Origin of the sequence: Haloferax sp. KTX1, from assembly GCF_902410085.1 — an archaeon.
Taxonomy (GTDB): domain Archaea; phylum Halobacteriota; class Halobacteria; order Halobacteriales; family Haloferacaceae; genus Haloferax; species Haloferax massiliensis.
Genome location: NZ_CABPRH010000081.1, coordinates 1 through 528, shown reverse-complemented (window position 1 = coordinate 528; position 528 = coordinate 1). Strand labels below are relative to the sequence as shown.

1 protein-coding gene is annotated in these 528 nt (G+C 60.8%); it reads left to right on the top strand.

Features of this window, described 5'->3' with window-relative positions:
• Positions 1-336: 336 nt before the first annotated feature.
• Positions 337-528 (top strand): class I tRNA ligase family protein (locus FY251_RS20870; protein WP_148416858.1); only part of this gene is annotated, 192 nt, incomplete at its 3' end.

The window sequence follows — 528 nt, the reverse complement described above, 5'->3', positions numbered from 1 at the left end:
CCTTTCAGTCCCGCCCAGCGTGGATTGGCCAACCGGCTATGGGTGGGGATGAAAGGGGCGAGGCGCTGGGCGTTCGAGATCGTCCGAAAATCTTCGATTTTCGGGATGATGAGAGAGCTCTGCTCTCTCGGACCACGACACAAGCACCGCAACGAAGTGAGGAGCGAGGGACCTGCGGTCCCTCGGAACGTGCGAACGGCGTTCCGCGCCGTGAGCAGAGAGCGCAGCGAGCCGCAGGAGCCCAGCGCCTCGGGACTTTCTGGTAGCCACTGGAAGAGAATAGTCCAATCCTAGCCGAACACTCATGTGCGCGGCAGGCACAGGACGAGGTAGCAAATGTCGCGCCGATATGACCACGCCCGGGTTCAAGAATACTGGCAGCAGGCCTGGGAGCGAGACGGAGTGTTTGAATGCCCCACTGACGCCGAGAACCCGACGTACGTGTTGGGAATGTTCCCCTATACCTCTGGCTCGTTGCATATGGGGCACATCCGGAACTACGCCATCACGGACGCGTATGCTCGGTAC